Origin of the sequence: Bacteroides intestinalis, assembly GCF_003464595.1 — a bacterium.
In the GTDB taxonomy this organism is placed as follows: domain Bacteria; phylum Bacteroidota; class Bacteroidia; order Bacteroidales; family Bacteroidaceae; genus Bacteroides; species Bacteroides intestinalis_A.
In genome coordinates, this window is sequence record NZ_QRZF01000001.1 from 230,443 (window position 1) to 248,538 (window position 18,096).

14 protein-coding genes are annotated in these 18,096 nt (G+C 42.2%); 10 read left to right on the forward strand and 4 right to left on the reverse strand.

Going from position 1 to position 18,096, the window contains the following annotated elements:
- Window positions 1-128 precede the first annotated feature (128 nt).
- From DWW10_RS00865 to proB, 9 genes are all read left to right on the forward strand, one after another.
- Complete coding sequence (locus DWW10_RS00865; protein WP_022394312.1) at window positions 129-1,529, forward strand: BamI family beta-barrel-assembly machinery protein; 1,401 nt, start codon at window positions 129-131, stop codon at window positions 1,527-1,529.
- A gap of 54 nt (window positions 1,530-1,583) precedes the next feature.
- Complete coding sequence (porG, locus tag DWW10_RS00870) at window positions 1,584-2,279, forward strand: type IX secretion system protein PorG (RefSeq protein WP_022394311.1); 696 nt, start codon at window positions 1,584-1,586, stop codon at window positions 2,277-2,279.
- 6 nt (window positions 2,280-2,285) lie between these two features.
- On the forward strand, window positions 2,286-3,020 hold the full coding sequence (locus tag DWW10_RS00875; protein WP_022394310.1) for an isoprenyl transferase: 735 nt from the start codon (window positions 2,286-2,288) through the stop codon (window positions 3,018-3,020).
- Between the two features lie 28 nt (window positions 3,021-3,048).
- The gene (gene bamA / locus DWW10_RS00880) at window positions 3,049-5,691 is read left to right on the forward strand and encodes an outer membrane protein assembly factor BamA (protein ID WP_022394309.1); all 2,643 of its coding nucleotides are present in this window, start codon (window positions 3,049-3,051) and stop codon (window positions 5,689-5,691) included.
- Between the two features lie 23 nt (window positions 5,692-5,714).
- Window positions 5,715-6,230 (forward strand): OmpH/Skp family outer membrane protein, encoded by a 516-nt coding sequence (locus tag DWW10_RS00885; protein WP_022394308.1) that lies wholly within the window; start codon window positions 5,715-5,717, stop codon window positions 6,228-6,230.
- Window positions 6,231-6,363: 133 nt separating this feature from the next.
- Window positions 6,364-6,867 (forward strand): OmpH/Skp family outer membrane protein, encoded by a 504-nt coding sequence (locus DWW10_RS00890; protein ID WP_118221809.1) that lies wholly within the window; start codon window positions 6,364-6,366, stop codon window positions 6,865-6,867.
- Between the two features lie 168 nt (window positions 6,868-7,035).
- Window positions 7,036-7,875: a glutamate racemase gene (murI, locus tag DWW10_RS00895; RefSeq protein ID WP_022394306.1), complete on the forward strand. Its 840-nt coding sequence runs from the start codon at window positions 7,036-7,038 to the stop codon at window positions 7,873-7,875.
- Between the two features lie 85 nt (window positions 7,876-7,960).
- Window positions 7,961-8,197, forward strand: a complete 237-nt coding sequence (locus DWW10_RS00900) for a DUF2007-related protein (protein ID WP_021968041.1) — start codon at window positions 7,961-7,963, stop codon at window positions 8,195-8,197.
- Window positions 8,198-8,243: 46 nt separating this feature from the next.
- Window positions 8,244-9,326, forward strand: a complete 1,083-nt coding sequence (proB, locus tag DWW10_RS00905; protein ID WP_022394305.1) for a glutamate 5-kinase — start codon at window positions 8,244-8,246, stop codon at window positions 9,324-9,326.
- Window positions 9,327-9,446: 120 nt separating this feature from the next.
- Here the strand turns inward: proB and DWW10_RS00910 are convergent, their stop codons facing one another.
- Window positions 9,447-9,893, reverse strand: coding sequence for a hypothetical protein (locus tag DWW10_RS00910; protein ID WP_118420629.1), 447 nt, complete (start codon window positions 9,891-9,893; stop codon window positions 9,447-9,449).
- Complete coding sequence (locus tag DWW10_RS00915) at window positions 9,890-11,371, reverse strand: RHS repeat domain-containing protein (protein ID WP_022394303.1); 1,482 nt, start codon at window positions 11,369-11,371, stop codon at window positions 9,890-9,892. Before DWW10_RS00915 ends, DWW10_RS00910 begins: the two co-directional genes overlap by 4 nt.
- Window positions 11,372-11,435: 64 nt before the next feature.
- Here DWW10_RS00915 and DWW10_RS00920 point away from each other — a divergent pair, with 64 nt between their 5' ends.
- Window positions 11,436-11,624 carry a hypothetical protein gene (locus tag DWW10_RS00920; RefSeq protein ID WP_147350448.1) on the forward strand — a complete coding sequence of 63 codons (189 nt, stop codon included), beginning with the start codon at window positions 11,436-11,438 and terminating at the stop codon, window positions 11,622-11,624.
- 404 nt (window positions 11,625-12,028) lie between these two features.
- Here the strand turns inward: DWW10_RS00920 and DWW10_RS00925 are convergent, their stop codons facing one another.
- Entirely contained in the window at window positions 12,029-15,238 is a 3,210-nt protein-coding gene (locus DWW10_RS00925; RefSeq protein WP_022394301.1) for a DUF6443 domain-containing protein, read from the reverse strand.
- Between the two features lie 13 nt (window positions 15,239-15,251).
- A complete protein-coding gene (locus DWW10_RS00930) occupies window positions 15,252-18,020 on the reverse strand; it encodes an RHS repeat protein (protein ID WP_022394300.1) in 2,769 nt (922 codons plus the stop codon).
- Window positions 18,021-18,096: the final 76 nt, after the last annotated feature.

An 18,096-nucleotide genomic window follows, 5' to 3' on the forward strand; every position in this document is an offset into this window, starting at 1 on the left:
TTTGATGCTTTTTAATCGAGAAAAACGGGCATATTATCTATAATTTTATATAAAACTTGCCTGTTATGCTGTTTATCGAGAAAAATGTTCCTATTTTTGCAACTTGTAAATAAACACTATCTTTAGAAATGAGAATAAAGTTTTTATCCGTAATCATGAGTTTTCTTCTTATGTCGATTGCCATAAGTTCGTGCCTTAACTCAGATGATAATTATGAATACAGTTCCGACGCAACGATACGTGCCTTTGGTCTTGACACCATAAAAAAAGGTATATATTATAAGTTTACGATTGACCAACTGAAAAGAGAAATTTATAATGTTGACTCACTTCCTGTTGGATCAGACACCATCATAGACAGGATATTGATTGACACACTCAATGTTACGGGTTGGGTTACATCCGGTTTACAAGATACACTATTCAACAACCTTACTGACTCCGTTGACTTGAGAGAACCGATCACCCTGAAAGTACATGCAGCTGACGGAGTTACTACCCGTGAATATAAAATCACAGTAAATGTTCACAAGCAGGATCCGGATTCACTAATCTGGAGAGAAGCGTCATCATTACCTACTTCACCTGCCGCCAACAAGCAGAAATCAGTAATTCTTAAAAATGATGCCGAAGAAGAAAATCTATTTGTCTATACTTCTACAACATCAGCATACCGCAGTTCATTAGGAAATCCAGCCCACTTATCTTGGAATCCCATCGGAGTTACGGGCATGCCTGCCAATACAGATTTGGGATCTATTGTAAGCTTCAAAAACCAACTTTTTGTAGCCACCCCAAGTGGAGAAGTATTCTGTTCAGATAATGGCAATGTATGGGTAAATGCCGGCATACAGGAAGTTAAAGAGAACAAAGAGGTGCAGTCCATGCAAATGAGCACACTGGTTGCTACACTTGAAGCTGATGCACTAACAGGCATATCAGAGGAAACGTTGATTGGTATTCTTCTGGATGGAGGTCAAAAATACTTCTGCATAAGTACTGACGGTAAAAACTGGACAAGAAGCAAAGAAACAGTATCCAATGATTTCCCGGTAAAAGACATATATGCTACTGTATTTACGAATGCAAGCGGTATCAAGCAAACAGTAGTAGTGGGTAAAACGGAAACGTCTGCCAAAGCAGTAGTCCCCTGGTTCACAATGGATGGATTGACATGGGCTGACATGAGTACCCCAAGTGATTTCTATTGTCCGGCTATGGAGAATCCAGCCATCATGTATTATGGAGGTTTGTTCCACATGATGGGTGGAAAATTTGAAACGATCTACTCTTCACGTGTAGGTATCGCCTGGAATGAATCTGCTGATAAATTCAAGTATGCAATGAAAAAGACAGTAACTCCGGGAGAAGATGAAGACGACGAAGAAGAAGTTACATACGAAAGCCTCTTCAAGGACAAAGGAGATTATTCTTTGACTATTGATAAGAATCATTATATTTGGATTGTATGGAACGACGGTAGTGTATGGCGAGGCCGTCTAAACAAACTGGGTTTCAAGATACAATAATAAAATAGTCAATTTTCCGTTTCCTTAATAAATAAGGAGTAATAAGAAAACGGTATGACTATTACAAGAAATATAAAAATAGTATTTTTTCTACTCATGTTCCCTTTCTGTTGCGTCATTGCGCAAGAGGAATATACTTGGGAACTGGGGGGAGCCATTGGAGGGAGTTTTTATATGGGAGATGCGAATAGCAGTACCCTGTTTAAGAACACAGGAATAGCGGGAGGTTTCATAGCCCGGTACTTACTGAATCCACACATGGCAATAAAAGGTAACCTGACAGCCGGCAGGATTTCCGGCGACACGAGAGATTTCAAAAATGTATATCCAAATGAAGAATACGCCACCTTCAAACGGACGATATTCGATTTAGGAGTGCAATTTGAATATAACTTTTTGGGATATGGTATCGGTAACACGTACCGGGGTGACCGTCGGTTTACACCTTATATATTAGGTGGATTAGGTTTTACGTTTGCACCAAAACCTGTAAAAACGGTCTTCACTATGAACATTCCCATTGGAGTGGGAGTGAAATTCAAAGCAACCCCGCGCATCAATATAGGATGTGAGTTTACGATGCGGTTCAGTCTTAGCGACCAGTTGGATGTTACCCAACGGGAAGGCTTGCAACTGGAAGACCCGTACCAGATAAAAGGAAAAGGTTGGAAGAATAAAGATAGTTACGCATTTACTGTCTTTTTCATCACCTACGACCTCTTCCCAAGATGTAAGGAATGTAACAACTAAAAAAAGATGCAATATAAAGAACAAATTGATTTGAGCCGGATACCCCAGCATGTGGCGATTATCATGGACGGCAACGGACGATGGGCGAAGCAGCGTGGACACGAACGCAGCTACGGACATCAGGTCGGTGCAGAGACCGTTCATGTGATAGCCGAAGAAGCCGCCAGGCTGGGCATCAGATATCTGACCCTATATACGTTCTCAACCGAAAACTGGAACCGTCCTACAGACGAAGTTGCTGCTCTGATGAGTCTTCTTTTCGATTCCATCGAAGAAGATACGTTCATGAAGAACAACATTAGCTTCCGGATTATCGGAGATATAGAAAAGTTACCCGCAAATGTACAAACCCGTTTATACAATTGCGTAGAAAATACATCTAAGAATACAGGCATGTGCCTGGTACTTGCCCTTAGCTACTCTTCACGCTGGGAAATAACAGAAGCCAGCCGGCAAATAGCTGTCTTGGTACAGAAAGGAGAATTGACACCCGAACAAATCAACTGCGATTTAATGTCAAAGCACCTGACAACCAGCTTCATGCCTGACCCCGACTTGTTGATACGCACCGGTGGAGAAATCCGCCTGAGCAATTACCTACTTTGGCAATGCGCGTATTCGGAACTTTACTTTTGCGAAACCTATTGGCCCGATTTTCGGGAAGAAGAACTTCGTAAAGCCATTTGCGACTACCAGAGACGGGAACGCAGATTCGGCAAAATCAGTGAACAAATCAGTTAAACTCAAACATATTTAATCCAAAACATAAATGCACTATCGTATTTTCTCTATACTCACAGCGTTTATCTGCCTCTTTGGTTGTGTATTGACAAGCGCGGCTCAAGATGCCAATGGCACCGATGACGATGCAGCAAAACCGGTTATTCTCTACTCGGGAGCACCCAAAAAGTATGAAATTGCAGAAATTAAAGTAGAAGGAGTAAAGAACTATGAGGACTATGTACTCATCGGACTATCCGGTTTGTCTGTAGGACAAACAATTACAATACCGGGTGAGGAAGTCACTCAGGCTTGTAAGCGTTACTGGAAGCATGGTTTATTCTCCAACGTCCAAATCACCGCAGACAAGATAGAAGGTGACAAGATTTGGCTAACAATCCATCTGACTCAACGCCCTCGTGTCTCTGAAATTCGTTACCACGGAGTGAAGAAATCAGAGCGTGAAGATATCGAGAGCCGGATCGGTATGATCAAGGGCGGACAGGTGACACCCAATGTGATCGACCGTGCCAAGACTCTTATCAAACGCTATTTTGACGATAAGGGCTTTAAGAACGCAGAAGTCATCATCGCACAGAAAGACGATGTATCCAACGAGAACCAAGTAATCGTAGATATTGACATCGACAAAAAAGAGAAGGTAAAAGTGCATGAAATCACCATCGTTGGTAATGAAGCGATCGCAACCAAGAAGTTGAAACGCATCATGAAGAAAACCAACGAAAAGAATAAATTGCTCAATCTGTTCCGTACCAAAAAGTTCGTAGAAGAAAACTTCGAGGCAGACAAGCAGTTGATCATCGACAAGTACAACGAGTTGGGTTATCGCGATGCTATGATCGTAGAAGACAGCATCAAGCCGTATGATGACCGCACCGTGGATATCTTCATGAAGATTGATGAAGGAGAGAAATATTATCTGCGTAATGTAACGTGGGTAGGTAATACTCTGTATCCTTCCGAACAGTTGAACTTTATGCTCCGTATGAAGAAAGGTGACGTATACAACCAGAAATTGCTGGAAGAACGTACCATGTCAGACGAAGATGCTATCGGTAACCTCTACTACAACAACGGTTATTTGTTCTACAGCCTTGAACCCGTAGAAGTAAATATCGTAGGAGACTCTATCGACTTGGAAATGCGTATTTATGAAGGCCGTCAGGCTACTATCAATAAGGTTAGCATCAATGGTAACGACCGCTTGTACGAAAACGTTGTTCGTCGTGAACTCCGTACCCGTCCGGGTGACCTGTTCAGCCGTGAAGACCTGATGCGTTCTATGCGTGAAATCCAGCAGATGGGACATTTCGACCCGGAACAAATTAAACCGGATATCCAGCCAAGACCGGAAGACGGAACAGTGGATATAGGTTACGATCTGGTATCCAAAGCTAACGACCAGGTAGAATTCTCCGCTGGTTGGGGACAAACCGGTATCATCGGTAAGCTGAGTTTGAAGTTCACCAACTTCTCACTTGCAAACTTACTGCATCCGGGTGAAAACTATCGTGGTATCCTGCCGCAGGGTGATGGTCAGACCTTGACTGTCAGTGGACAAACCAATGCCAAGTATTATCAATCCTATAGCATTTCATTCTACGATCCATGGTTCGGTGGTAAACGTCCGAATGCATTCTCTCTGTCAGCATTCTATTCTGTACAGACAGACATCAGCAGCCGTTACTACAACTCAGCATACATGAACAGCTACTACAACAGTATGTATAGCGGTATGTATGGCTACGGTATGTACAACTACGGTAACTATAACAGTTATGAAAACTATTATGACCCTGATAAGTCTATCAAGATGTTCGGTGTAGCCGCTATGTTCGGTAAGCGTTTGAAATGGCCGGATGACTACTTCCAGTTCACTGCTGAGTTATCCTACCAACGCTATATCCTAAGCGACTGGCAATACTTCCCTGTAACAAATGGTAAGTGTAATAACCTCAGCATCAACCTGACTTTGTCTCGTAGTTCTATCGATAATCCGATCTATCCCCGTTCAGGTTCTGAATTCTCATTGTCTGTACAGTTGACTCCGCCGTACTCACTGTTCGATGGAACTGACTACAGCAAATACAGTACCAGCAACCAGGATGATATGAACAAAATGCACAAATGGATTGAATACCACAAATGGAAATTCAAATCCAAAGTGTACATCCCGTTGATGGACCCGATAGCAGTAAAACGTACTCCGGTATTGATGGGTCGTGTTGAATTTGGTTTGTTGGGACATTACAACAAGTATAAGAAGTCTCCGTTCGAAACATTCGACGTGGGTGGTGACGGTATGACCGGCTACTCCAGCTACGCAACGGAAAGTATCGCTCTTCGTGGTTATGAAAACAGTTCATTGACTCCTTACGGCTACGAAGGTTATGCTTATACCCGTCTCGGACTTGAGTTAAGATATCCGCTGATGCTGGAAACAAGTACCAGTATTTATGCGTTAGGTTTTGTAGAAGCCGGTAATGCATGGCACGATGTAAAGAACTTCAATCCGTTCGAATTGAAACGTTCTGCAGGTGTTGGTGTCCGTATCTTCCTGCCGATGATCGGTATGATGGGTATTGACTGGGCTTATGGTTTCGATAAAATACGTGGTTCGAAAGATTACGGTGGCAGTCAGTTCCACTTTATCTTAGGACAGGAATTCTAATTGTATCACAAAAACCAAACGTTATGAGAAAGTCTGTTTTATTAATGATCTTGCTGTTTGCCGTAGGCATGACAGCCAGTGCACAAAAGTTTGCCTTGATTGACATGGAGTATATCCTGAAGAACATTCCGGCATACGAACGTGCTAACGAACAGTTGAACCAGGTTTCCAAGAAATGGCAAAGTGAAGTAGAAAAAGTTGCCGAGGAAGCCAAAACGTTGTACAAGAACTATCAATCGGAAGCCGTCTTCCTTTCTGAAGAACAAAAAGGAAAGAAAGAGGAAGCGATTGTCGCTAAGGAGAAAGAAGCCGCTGAACTTCGCCGCACTTATTTTGGACCTGAAGGGGAATTATTCAAGAAACGTGAAAGTCTGATGCAACCCATTCAGGATGAGATTTATAATGCGGTTAAAGAAATATCGGAGCAGAAAGGATATTCGGTAGTTGTAGACCGGGCATCCGCAACAAGCATTATTTTTGCTTCTCCGCGTATTGACATCAGCAATGAAGTGCTTGAGAAGTTAGGATATTCAAATTAATTTCATACATTTGCTAGTCGAATATAGGCGGCATCTCAGTATTAAAAATAAGCTGGCTTATTTTGTTTTACATTTGCTTTGCATTATATTTGCACCAAACAACGACTAATTATTAAAATAAACAATAAACATTATGCTTAAAAAAATCGCACTACTCGTAGTACTATTCGCTCTTCCGTTAGGAGCGATGGCACAAAAATTCGCTCACATGAACTCTCAGGAGGTTATTGTTGCTATGCCGGAATATACTAAAGCACAAGCTGACCTTGACGCTATGTCAAAACAGTATCAGGAAGAAATGCAGCGTTCTCAAACTGAATTCAATAAGAAAGTTCAGGAATTCCAGCAACAAGCAGACTCTCTGCCGAAGAATATTGCAGAAAGACGCCAAAAAGAATTGCAGGACATGGCTCAAAGACAAGAAGAGTTCCAGCAAGATGCTTATCAAAACATGCAGAAAGCACAGCAAGATGCTTTAGTGCCTATCTATAAGAAATTGGATGAAGCTATTCAAGCTGTAGGTAAAGCAGAAGGTGTAATCTACATCTTCGACCTGGCTCGTACACCGATACCTTATGTAGGTTCAGAAAGTGTAGATGTTACTGCTAAAGTAAAAACTCAGTTGGGTATCAAATAAGAAGACTCATCGTTTAAAGATATAAAAAGGCGTGGACTGTATGCAGTTCACGCCTTTTTATATCTTTAGATAAGATAAGCTGCATCTCAGCATAACTTTTTCATGCAAGCATGAAAGTTCTGCATTCGATTTGCATTATCTTTGCAACGTGTACTAAGCTTTTCCAGTATGAAACAAGAATTACCTACTATTCCCGGCCCTATCGGTGTATTCGACTCCGGATATGGCGGACTTACCATCTTGAGTAAGATACGTGAAGCCTTGCCTCAATATGACTATATCTATTTAGGAGATAATGCACGTACGCCCTACGGCACACGGTCTTTCGAAATCGTATATGAATTCACACTACAGGCAGTCACTAAACTGTTTGAGATGGGATGTCATCTCGTTATCCTGGCTTGCAATACGGCATCTGCCAAAGCATTACGCAGCATACAGATCAATGATTTACCCGAAATGGATCCGGCACGCCGTGTATTGGGTGTCATCCGCCCTACCGTTGAATGTATAGGCAGTATTACACAGAGTCGCCATGTCGGTGTTCTTGCCACAGCAGGAACCATTAAATCAGAATCCTATCCGTTGGAAATTCATAAGCTTTTTCCGGATATTCAGGTAGCGGGTGAAGCTTGTCCGTTATGGGTATCTCTCGTAGAAAACAACGAAGCGGAAGGAGACGGGACAGATTACTTCGTTCGTAAATACATCAATGAACTGCTGGCAAAAGACACGCAGATTGATACCGTGATTCTTGGCTGCACTCATTATCCTTTGCTATTACCTAAAATAAAGAAGCACATGCCGGACGGCATCGCTACAGTGACGCAAGGTGAACTGGTAGCCGACAGCTTGAAAGACTACTTCCGCCGACATCCTGAAATGGATGCCAAATGTACCAAAGGTGGAAACTGTACTTACTACACCACGGAAGCAGAAGAGAAGTTCATAGAGTCAGCATCCACTTTCCTGAACGAAGCGGTAACCGTACAGCGAATAGAGTTATAATCATTAATATTTGACGGTAAAACAAATCTTTTCTCCGAAATACTTGTTATATTTGTAATATATAAACCTATTAATACTTACCATTATGAAATCAACAGACTATAGCCGCACAGTTGAAGTGTTCAAAGGATCACCGTGGGAAGCAGAACTTGTTAAAGGTCTACTCGAAAACAATGGTATAGCAACTATTATCAAAGACGGGCTTATGAGCACCATTGCACCTTATATAGCACCAGATGTAACCATTCTCGTCAGTGAGGAAAGATATGAAGACGCCATGGAGATAATCCGTGAGCGTGATAAAGGGAAAGACGAAGAATAATTCTTTCACTTTCCTTCTGAAACCACATAAGAACGATATACAACACATGGAACAACAATTTTCGAGAATAGCTGTAAAGGTAGGCAGCAATGTCCTGACGCGCCGTGATGGAACTCTGGACGTAACACGTATGTCTGCCTTAGTCGATCAGATAGCCGAACTGCATAAGACAGGAGTAGAAATTATACTTGTTTCATCCGGAGCCGTAGCTTCCGGACGTAGTGAAGTGCATTCTGCCAAGAAATTGGACAGTGTAGATCAGCGTCAGCTTTTCTCTGCCGTGGGGCAAGCTAAACTTATCAACCGTTATTACGAACTCTTTCGGGAGCATGGCATTGCTGTAGGACAGGTGCTGACTATGAAAGAGAATTTTGCTACGCGCAGGCATTATCTCAATCAAAAGAACTGCATGACGGTAATGCTGGAAAATGGGGTTATACCTATTGTCAACGAAAACGATACAATCTCTGTAAGTGAACTGATGTTTACGGACAATGATGAATTGTCCGGCTTGATAGCATCCATGATGGATGCGCAGGCATTGATTATTCTTAGTAATATCGACGGTATTTATAACGGTTCTCCTGCCGATCCCGCTTCTGAAGTCATCCGGGAAATCGGCCAGGGGAAAGATCTCTCTTCTTATATACAGACTTCCAAATCCAGCTTCGGCCGTGGCGGAATGCTCACCAAAACCAATATCGCCCGCAAAGTAGCCGATGAAGGCATCACCGTTATCATCGCCAATGGTAAGCGGGATAACATTCTGGTCGATTTGATTCAGCATGCTGAAACAACATTGTGCACCCGCTTTATCCCTTCTCCGGAGCCCGTATCAAGTGTCAAGAAATGGATTGCCCATAGCGAAGGCTTTGCCAAAGGTGAACTGCACATCAATTACTGTGCTACGGAACTGCTTTTTTCGGATAAAGCAGTCAGCATTCTGCCTGTAGGCATCATCGATGTCATCGGCGAATTTGAGAAGGATGATATCGTGCGGATTGTTGACTTCGGAGGCAAACCCATTGGTGTGGGCAAAGCAAACTGCGACTCTACACAGGCCAGAGAAGCAATGGGAAAGCATGGTAAGAAACCGGTAGTACACTACGATTATTTATATATAGAATAGACAAGCCAATTCATCGAATATGAGATTCCCTGTTCACATTCAATATCATGGGTAGAACCGATGTGAACAGGGAATCGTTTTGTTTAGTGATTTAGAGTCTCTTCAAACTTGCTTATATAACTATTCTTCTAACTTTTCAATATAGTCATAAAGTTCATTTGAGATTTCATAATAGACACCATCCGAATAGATGCCACCACTATCTACACAATACTCCGTTGTATCCGAAGGGGATATAAGATAAAGTTTGCATCGAGTATCTATTGAGTTTATAGATAAAGAATCTATTCTTTTTAGATTGTCTATATATGTTTTCAACAAACTGATTTCATTAGGTTCTACAATAGTATCTTTCTTCATACTATCACAGAAGACTCTTTCAAATTCTTCACAAGATACATCAACAATAGTAAAAATACCAATTAAATTTACATGATGTAATACAACCATTTTGATGTCAACATCATTTCTGGCCATCGTAATTTCTTCTGAAACCTTCCTTTCTGTTTTTAAAGAGCAACAAGAAAAAAGTAACAGAATAAGCAAAAATACCACATTCTTCATCATTTAGGTATTATTATTATTTCATCCTTAATTTCAGTTGACGTGGAACTTTTCATTTCATACAATGTTCCACCATGATCCTTTCGGGTAACTTCACCATCTTTAATTTCTCCCATTTTTTTTGCAGTTTCTTGTTCAGAACCAGTAATGACCCTTTCCTCCTCTTTATTTGTATAAGGGTTAGTTAAATCTCTTTTCCCATCTGCTTTTTGTTGTTCCGGGTTTTGATCATGTTGTAATGCATGATCCACTTCATGATTAAGTACAGATGTTGCAGATAACATAATGCCTTCATTCGTTAAAAGTCCATGTTTTGAAGCCCAAGTAATTGTCTTATTTTCAGTATCATATTTGCTACCTGCTTCAGATGATTCTGCAATATAATACACTTTATCCGATTTTTCCAGCTTAGCTAGCATGCCTCCCGCACCACGACTATTCAAATACTGAACTGACTTAGCAAAATCTTGTTTAAATTGAGCCGAAACTCCTGGAGCAAAATAGACTTTTCTTCCATCTGGATCTACAAATATTACAGGATTATTCATGCAATACGCATACGGACTCACCTCATAATACTTCTCCGCCAACGGATCCATCGTTGTAAACCGTCCCAGCGCAGCATCATAATGCCGTGCACCGTAATCCACCCAGTTCAGCCCGTTCTTCCGTTCAAACTCCTTGCCGTTATACTTATAAGGCTGTTCATTCTGCTTTCCCTCGCTAGTCTCCGCCATGGGAAAACCGAAGGGATAGTAGTGGTTAAACTGAACAGAACTTCCACCGGCACTCAGCACCATGCTTACATTGCCAAGATGGTCATTGAAATTGTAGTAATACGTGCCACCTTCAATATAGCCACCATCAACCAGAATCCTTTTCAAAGAACCATTCTCATAAATGACACTCCCGGCATAGTCACGAGACGTGCTGCCTTGTGTCACTTTGGGCTTCCTCCCATCGGCAGCATAAGTATATTTATGTGTTACACCGTCAATAGTAAGCTGTTCAGGCAAATGTAAGGAATTATAAGATATGGCGGTTATCTTTTTATTCAAATCTTTCGTAAGGTTGCCATTTTTATCATAAGCATAGCCCGGATTGGCAGTAGAGCCTTTCTTAAAGTCATTGGACTCAGGCAGTGTCACAGTTACGGCAGCATCCGAAACGTTGGTCAGTTGGTTACCGCTGTAAGTCATCGTCAGGTTATCGACCAGACCGTAAACATCAAGATCGCTCTGAGCAGTCTTGCCATAATGCTGCAAGGAAAGGATATTGCCGTCATAATCATAAGTCAGATTCTCCACATATTGAACACTGGAAATCTCGGTGAACCACGAACTGACATTATACTCATAAGTATCGGACAAAGAAGAAACACCATTACGACTGTTCTTCTTCAGACCTCCCAAATCGTCATACGTATTGTTTGCCAACGTAACGAAACTTCCACCATTCAGTTTATAGGTAACAGTTGTCACACGGTCAGCAGTAGGTATAAGTATATGCTTCCGTGCACGTAGACTGATCGGTAGCAGTATGCGTATGAGTTACAGTGACATGCTGACTAGTAAAAGTGCATATGTTAACCTTAATACCATAGTAATACGCATATTTGAGGCTGAAAACAACAGTACTACTACTTTTCAGTATGGTAACGATGCTGCCCGTCAGGTTCCTCTTACTATAACCCAAAGCATCGTTGGGATAACTATTGTTGCCGATAGCGAATAAAAAAATGAGGCTATCTCAAACCGAGCAGCCTCATGATCTTATTTAAAAGAAATTCGGAATCCTAATGCTTGAAGCAACAAGGTGTTGCATTTCTTTTCAGCACAGTGACAATACTTCTTATCAGAAACAAATGAAGGACAAAAATCATGTACACTTACTTACAAAATAAACAAGTAAAATCACTATTACTGCTATTTCTGAAAACCAAATAATTTTCGACTTTAGCCAAATAATAAGAATACGGTCGATAAAAAGAACAATGCACATAATAAATATGAATATAAATATTGCAGGAAGACTAAAAGGAGTCCATGTCGAATAATATACCATATTGAATATAAACACTATTATCAATATTGGAAAAAGCAATAAAATAGGAGTCAATCTTATCTTTTTCATACTAACTATTTTTTCGTTTTATGTATAGTTTTTCCCTGAGGGTTATGTCTTATGATAGATTTATATAAAACACTCGGAATAATAGGATGCAAATTTTTATGTGTTACGATAAAGCTTGATTCCCCAAAACTACGATTATCCGGCACTCTATATTTTTGTTGTTTATCGTTATAAGTCTTCAAACCAGCAGCTTTCATAACTTTTTGTACTGTTGTTGCGCAATTATTTCCTAATAAATCATATTCTTTATCGTTGCTCATATTAGTAAAAGTTTCTCTCATAGTGTTATCCTGTACTTCTGAAGAAGGTATTAAATATCCTTCAGAAAATCCAAAACTATTTATTGATAAATTATCTCCATCACCTTCCGTATTATATGGGCTATCCATAAACTCTTGGGGGCTATAAAATTCTCCAACTGCTATATCATCAGCTTTACGCCCTCCTGAGAATTTTCCAGATATATATACATTATCACCATTTATTGAATAATACTGCCATTTTCCTGTTTCACTTTGAATTAACATTGCCATGTGTTGTTTTTGGTAGTACCCATAATTTAAGATGACAATACTATCTCCATTAATATCAACATTAGCCACCGGATTATTTCCTGCATACTGATACGGTGACATCGAATAATACTTCTCCGCAAATCTATCCATCGTCGTAAACCGTCCCAACGCAGCATCATAATGCCGGGCACCGTAATCCATCCAGTTCAACCCGTTCTTACGTTCAAACTCCTTACCGTTATACTTGTAAGGCTGCTCGTTCTGCTTTCCGTCGCTAGTCTCCGCCATGGGAAGACCGTAGGGATAGTAATGATTAAACTGAATATTATAATTATTCATATCGATTACAGCACGAACATTGCCAAGATGATCGTTGAAGTAGAAGTAATACGTGCCGCCTTCAATATAGCCACCCTCAACCAGAATCCTTTTCAAAGAGCCATTCTCATAAATGACACTCCCGACATAGTCACGAGACGTACTGCCTTGTGTCACTTTAAGCTTCCTGCCATCGGCGGCATAGGTGTATTTATGCGTTATACCGTCAATAGTAAGCTGTTCAGGCAAATGTAAGGAATTATAAGATATGGCGGTTATCTTTTTATTTAAATCTTTTGTAAGATTCCCATTTTTATCATAAGCATAACCGGGATTGGCAGTAGAGCCTTTCTTAAAATCATTGGACTCGGGCAACGTCACAGTTACAGCCGCATCCGAAACGCTGGTCAGTTGGTTACCGTTGTAAGTCATCGTCAGGTTATCGGCAAGCCCATAAACGCCAAGATCGCTCTGGGCAGTCTTACCATATCGCTGCAAAGAAGTGATATTACCATGCTTGTCATAAGAATAAGAGGTATTATATCGTTCAACATCCCTCCCACCAGAAAAAGTTGCAGAAACAAGGCGGGATAAAGGATCATAACCATAAGCGTATTTACGGGTGATACCGTCAAGTCGCCACTGCATAGAAGAGATATTGCCGTTATAATCATAAGTCAGGTTCTCCACATACTGACTACCGGATATACCGGTAAGCCACGAACGAACATTGTAAGTATAACTGTCAGAAAGAGAAGAAACACCATTACGGCTGTTCTTCTTCAAACGGCCCAAATCGTCATACGTATTGTTCGCCAAAGTAACGGCACTTCCGGCATTCAGTTTATGGGTAACGGTTTTCACACGGTCCGCATGGTCGTAAGTATAGGTATATACTTGTGTTTGTTGGGCCTTGCCCGTGGCAGTATGTACATGCGTCACAGTCTTGGGTTTACCTGTAAACGTATAAACAGTAGTGGTAATATCATAACCGCCCAAGTGATTGGAAGAGACAGTCTTCTCCGGACGCCCTTTTTCATCGTAATAATAAGCGGTATAAAGTTTCTTGCCGCTGCCATCGAGCAACGTAGTTACCATACCCGTCAGCAGACCGCCCGCCGGATGGCTTTCCTTGGGGAAATATGACTCATTGTCGAAACCTGTCAGACTGCGGAAACCATAATCATCATAGTAGTTGATGGTATGCACTACAGGGGAATAAAGCGTCATATTAGGATTGTAGCCGCTATTTTCCAGACCTGAAGCTATGATTTTGCCATCATACGACCGTTTTAAAGAAGTCAGCATCGCCGTAGATCCCAAAGAAGCGATGGAACCCCTGAACTCACAAGTTCCCTGAATCACCGGACGGTTGTCAATGTCATACAGGTAGAAAGTGCAGAGCGCGGGACTTTTAGCAGTCTGTTCCCCATCCTGACTGGCAATCATGCGATCGGCACGGTCGTACTCGTATCTGATCCAGTCGGCACCGGGGAGCTTTTTCCAAATACAACGGTTACGGTCATCGTACTTATACAGATAGGCATATTGCGCCAGTACACCCGTACCATCTGTTGCAACCGTCCATGTGCCCGCAGCCGCAAGCGCATCGGCCGCCAGAGGAGGAAGTACGGCACGTAAGTTACTGTAAGAGTCATAGACATAATAGGTATCATGATAACTCGTACCATTCTTGCGCCGGGTAAGGAGCAAATGGCCCTGCTTGTCTTTAAATTCCAAGCTTATCCCCGTACCTTCCTCATCCGTAGTACGGGTGACATACAGTTCTCCTGCCGGGTAATACACTTTGCCGGATTGGATACTGACCTGTACATTGCCACGGGTATCCGTAGTCCGGTACCACCTGCATGACAATTCACCATCGGCTGTATTGCTGAGATACTCGGTCTTCACACGTTTACCGTTGTTATGCCACTCCTGTCCCGGACCGTACTGTTCCAATACCCGATCCAAAGGTGAAGCCTCATAAACAGGTTTGGAATACGCTTTGCCGTCGCCATAATTGGACGACAATTGGGAACGGGATTGAACGGTGCTCAGCGAGAGCGGATTTCCGTTATTGCCCGAAGCGGCATTCACAGGAAGCCAGGAAGCCGAACTACGGCCTGCAGCGTCATATTCCTGATAAGTCACCAGGTCCAGTTGGCCGGGAGTCATTCCCACCTGAACAGTCTGCCAGGGACGGCCCAGGTCATCGAAGTATTGGTAGGAGGTGATACTGTTGGATACCGAAAGACCGGTTGTTGCGGTCGTAGCAACGGTAGGAGCGGTAGTTTTCACATAATTATTGTTTCCGGTCTGCGCCTTCGGGTGATGCAAGGAAACGCAAAGCAGCAACATGAATAATAAGTTTCGTTTCATAATCATTGCGTATTTATTGTTTGTAATTGTATTGATAACTCTCTATAATCTTTCCGTTCTGGTCTTTCACGCACGCCAGGCGTCCGAAAGAATCATATTCGTAACTGGTCTTAGTACCATTGGGCATTACGAGCTGTTTCAGATTCAGAGCAGAATCATAATAATAAGTCGTTATCCGGCTACCCTCAAGTGAAGGGTTGCTTCTAAGTGCTTCTATGATAGCCATATCAGCCGAGGAAGGAGAAACGGCACTTGTCACTCTGTCTGTCAATACGGGACCCAATGTATCGAAAGAACCACCCCGGATCTCGGCAATGACTCGCTGCCCCTGATGGCCCCAGATATAGGAGACCTCTTCAAATTCACCATCCTTAGAAATAACCGTAGGATTACCGTATTTATCATAGCTTTGATATTTTATGCGAGGCTCGTAATAATTAAGTTGCTTCACATTTTGCAGAGCAATAAAATCTCCCCAGTCCTTATATTCATTGGTTGTCTTACCGACCAATGCCTCCCCCTTATACACAGATATTTCCAGTGCCGGAGAATGTATATTTTTCCAATACATTTTATCGTATATGCTACCCGACATGGCATCTTTCCAAAAATCACAGGTATATTTCTTGCGAACAATCTGTTCGTTTCCTTCGGAATTCACCAAAGTCTCCTCAATGATCTGTCCCAATTCATTATACTTGTAGCGGACCGTTTTATACACTCCATCATTGAACTCCTTCGACTCCTTGACAACATACTCGCCGCTAGTGATATAATAATTATAATAGTCGTAAAGTGAACCCTCTGTAGCCGTAGAAAAATCAGTATGAGTACTGAAAATTTCCTTGATCCCGGAAGCCGGACCATAAATATTGCAATAGGACAATACACGCAGATTCAAGTAATCTCGACGGTTGATTTCTTCATAAGTATTACTCAAGGAATAAACTATTTTACCACTATTGTCCGTTACCGTCTTACCTACCAGTTTTCCGCATTTCCACGCGTTCGACCATTTTGGGATCTCAGTCCGGTTTCCGCGCATCGTTCCATAATACCACTCGTCCATAAAATCACTGAAACGATATTCGGTTTTCCCTTCGGGAGCAGCAGGTGTGCCCATGTACTCCGTCACGCATGAATAGACCACCGTGCTACCCTGCTGGAAGTAATCCGAAAGAGGAAAGGCATGGTATGCGTCTACGCGTGTCCGTTCACCCAGTAAAGTGATAGCACCTTCAAAACCCGGAGCCCAATATGCCTCCAGCAAATAAGACTGAGAGCAATAATCATTGGGATCAACTGTACGTATCGCCCTTCCATTACCGCTTTCATTCAGTCCGTATTTATACCATTTCTTCTCCTGTAGATTGCCGCTTTCATTGTAGACATTCATTTCTTTGATGCGCAATCCGCCGTAGAGCACACCATTCTGTCCACGATGGGGTTCATAAGTGAACGTCGTATATCCTTTGGTGGGATAGACTATTTTAGTCAATATCCCCTTCTGCATATACGCCTCATTTAGCGACCGGTTCAATCCCGGAATCGTACGGTTGTTGGGAAGTGTAAAGTTGGGCACATACAAGGCATGGGGAGAAGAGGTGCTGGGACCGTTGCAATATCCCCAATAGTCAATAGACATATATCCTTCCGGGCGTTTGCCATTGTACTCAAAGCCATAAGAGTATATCTCCTTGTTGTCACTGCCATAGAAACGCGCAGCATCCAGATAGGCATGGTCAGTCTTGGCTAGACGGACAGATTTCACCAAAGTTCCCTGCTGATAAATGCGAATCTGTTCCAATGAACGTATTTCAGTCGATGAATACTGAAATTCCACTCTATTCCCCTTATGGCTGATCTCCTTTAGGATAGGTGTGTTGAAACTCTTGCGAGTAATTCCCGTAACGCCGTCGATGCTGCTTTGAGTAGTACCCTGCATATTATCCTTGAATGAATAGGTGGCTTCTATAACGGGACGGTGAACCAATTTATCGGTCGCCCCCCAATTTATCTCCTGATAAGAGAAGTGAATGGTATCCCCCTTATCCGCCGAAATAACCTTAGTCAGATAATACGTGAAGTTCCTGGCAATGTCCCCGTCTGAGTCGCGCACACCAAATTGGTATTCGTTACCATGCTCATCACGTGCCACAGGCGTATAGCCGGAGCCGTATAAATAAGTAGTCGATACCGGAACGGTGAACTCCTTATTGTCTTCCAGCAGATAATACTGCCCGCTATGTTCCGGAAAAGAGAAATTATATACATCATACTCTGAGTCACGGTATTTGCCTTGAATTGTATAATCGGACTTACTGCCGTTGATGACGTAGTCCAGCTGCAGTTGGTCGGAATACAAAGATCCTGTTTTATCATTCTTTACGATATCCTTCACCTCCTTGATGAAAGGTTCTCCTTTTTCACCTTTGGTCAGGTAAGCACTGGCCGCCCGTGCACTGTAGCTCACCGTTCCTCCCGCCATCAGCGTCCAGCCGTATCCTACCTCCATCGGAAGATCGTCATACTTCAAACCTGAAGCGTGATACTTGAACTCGATAGGGATCTTGATCCCCTTCACCTCGATGGTATGAATAGGAATTGTAATATCCACCAGCCCCGTATACAGGTTAGTCGGATAATATCCGAAGCGGTCTGCCATCGTTGCTTTGGGCGACGGAGTGGTCAGTTGGGGCAGAGAAGGGACATCGGACGACTGCCCGTGCATGCCCGCAGTGCACAGTATGCCGAGGATAATGGTTAATATTCTTTTTTTCATATAATTCTACTTATTAAAAATGTTTGATTGATATTTTGTAAATTCAGACAGAAGATTTGTGAATGTGGAAAGAATG

Coding starts and splice junctions, on each gene's coding strand:
- DWW10_RS00865 (WP_022394312.1), top strand. CDS start 129: ATGAGAATAAAGTTTTTATCCGTAATCATGAGTTTTCTTCTTATGTCG.
- porG (WP_022394311.1), top strand. CDS start 1,584: ATGACTATTACAAGAAATATAAAAATAGTATTTTTTCTACTCATGTTC.
- DWW10_RS00875 (WP_022394310.1), top strand. CDS start 2,286: ATGCAATATAAAGAACAAATTGATTTGAGCCGGATACCCCAGCATGTG.
- bamA (WP_022394309.1), top strand. CDS start 3,049: ATGCACTATCGTATTTTCTCTATACTCACAGCGTTTATCTGCCTCTTT.
- DWW10_RS00885 (WP_022394308.1), top strand. CDS start 5,715: ATGAGAAAGTCTGTTTTATTAATGATCTTGCTGTTTGCCGTAGGCATG.
- DWW10_RS00890 (WP_118221809.1), top strand. CDS start 6,364: ATGCTTAAAAAAATCGCACTACTCGTAGTACTATTCGCTCTTCCGTTA.
- murI (WP_022394306.1), top strand. CDS start 7,036: ATGAAACAAGAATTACCTACTATTCCCGGCCCTATCGGTGTATTCGAC.
- DWW10_RS00900 (WP_021968041.1), top strand. CDS start 7,961: ATGAAATCAACAGACTATAGCCGCACAGTTGAAGTGTTCAAAGGATCA.
- proB (WP_022394305.1), top strand. CDS start 8,244: ATGGAACAACAATTTTCGAGAATAGCTGTAAAGGTAGGCAGCAATGTC.
- DWW10_RS00910 (WP_118420629.1), bottom strand. CDS start 9,893: ATGATGAAGAATGTGGTATTTTTGCTTATTCTGTTACTTTTTTCTTGT.
- DWW10_RS00920 (WP_147350448.1), top strand. CDS start 11,436: ATGAGTTACAGTGACATGCTGACTAGTAAAAGTGCATATGTTAACCTT.
- DWW10_RS00925 (WP_022394301.1), bottom strand. CDS start 15,238: ATGAAACGAAACTTATTATTCATGTTGCTGCTTTGCGTTTCCTTGCAT.
- DWW10_RS00930 (WP_022394300.1), bottom strand. CDS start 18,020: ATGAAAAAAAGAATATTAACCATTATCCTCGGCATACTGTGCACTGCG.